We start from the raw sequence: 493 nt of genomic DNA on the forward strand, positions 1-493 counted from the left end.
TTCCATCCCGTTTAGCTTTGTAATCAACAAAGTTTAAGAACATTCCCCAACCACAATCGCTTATTGCTAAGGCAAGATTATGGTTGCGTACCATGCCCTTTACGTTGAGATTTTCAGCAATTATCACTTGGTTCTCGTTGACAATTTTGCGAGACAATTTATGCAAAAAATCTTGCCTTGCGTTGCTGACTTTCTCGTGCGCTCTTGCGACTAACCTACGTGCTTTATTCCTAGAGTTAGACGCTTTTTGCTTACGGGATAACTTCTGTTGTTTCCGTTTTAAGTTGTGTGAGTGTTTTTTGAAGTGTCGAGGATTATTATATTTAGACCCCTCACTTGTAATTAGAAAATGAGTCAATCCCAAGTCCAGTCCAATCGCTTTTCCTTCGCTTGAAATCTCGGGTTCTTGCTCCTCGTTCTCAAACAGTATTGAAGCATAATACTTTTCTGTTTTCGTCTTAGTTATTGTTACCGTTTTTAGACTTCCATCAAA

At 38.9% G+C, this 493-nt stretch carries 1 protein-coding gene; it reads right to left on the reverse strand.

All coding sequences use genetic code 11. The features are described 5' to 3' along the window. Window positions 1-493: RNA-guided endonuclease InsQ/TnpB family protein (locus tag M595_RS28480; RefSeq protein WP_023070008.1), on the reverse strand; the 493-nt coding region annotated here is incomplete at both ends.

Source organism: Lyngbya aestuarii BL J (assembly GCF_000478195.2).
Classification (GTDB): Bacteria; Cyanobacteriota; Cyanobacteriia; order Cyanobacteriales; family Microcoleaceae; genus Capilliphycus; species Capilliphycus aestuarii.